This is a genomic window from Saccharothrix deserti, from assembly GCF_009769385.1.
Classification (GTDB): Bacteria; Actinomycetota; Actinomycetes; order Mycobacteriales; family Pseudonocardiaceae; genus Actinosynnema; species Actinosynnema deserti.
Map to the genome: position 1 here is coordinate 1 of NZ_VKAB01000170.1, position 604 is coordinate 604.

General features: G+C 71.0%; 1 protein-coding gene. It reads right to left on the reverse strand.

Annotation, left to right across the window (positions count from 1 at the left end; genetic code table 11):
- Positions 1-25 precede the first annotated feature (25 nt).
- The coding region (locus FM051_RS50060) for an alpha/beta fold hydrolase (protein ID WP_158855022.1) at positions 26-604 on the reverse strand (579 nt) is incomplete at its 5' end.

The following is a 604-nucleotide window of genomic DNA, read 5'->3' on the forward strand; positions in this document are numbered from 1 at the left end:
AATCTCCGACCGCCTTCGCCGTCGGTCAGGCGCTGTTGAGGAACGCGAGCAGGTCGGCGTTGAGTTGGTCCTTGTGCGTGTCGGTGATGCCGTGCGGGGCGCCGGGGTAGACCTTGAGCTCGGCGCCCTCGATCCGCGCGGCGGAGGCCTTGCCGCCGACCTCGAACGGCACGATCTGGTCGTCGTCGCCGTGGACGACCAGGGTGGGGATGTCGAAGGCATCGAGGTCGGCGCGGAAGTCGGTGGCGGAGAAGGCGGCGATGCACTCGTAGGCGTTGCGGTGGCCGGACTGCACGCCCTGGAGCCAGAAGAAGTCACGGACACCCTGGGAGACGTTCGCGCCGGGGCGGTTGTTGCCGAAGAACGGGCCGTCGGCCAGGTCGCGGTAGAGCTGGGCACGGTCGGCCAGCGACCCGGCCCGGATGCCGTCGAACACCTCGCCCGGCATGCCGCCGGGGTTGTCGTCGGTGCGCAGCATCAACGGTGGCACGGCGCTGACCAGCACGGCCTGGGCCAGCCGGGCGGTACCGTGCCGGCCGATGTAGCGGGCGACCTCGCCGCCCCCGGTGGAGAACCCGACCATCGTGACCTCGCGCAGGTCGAG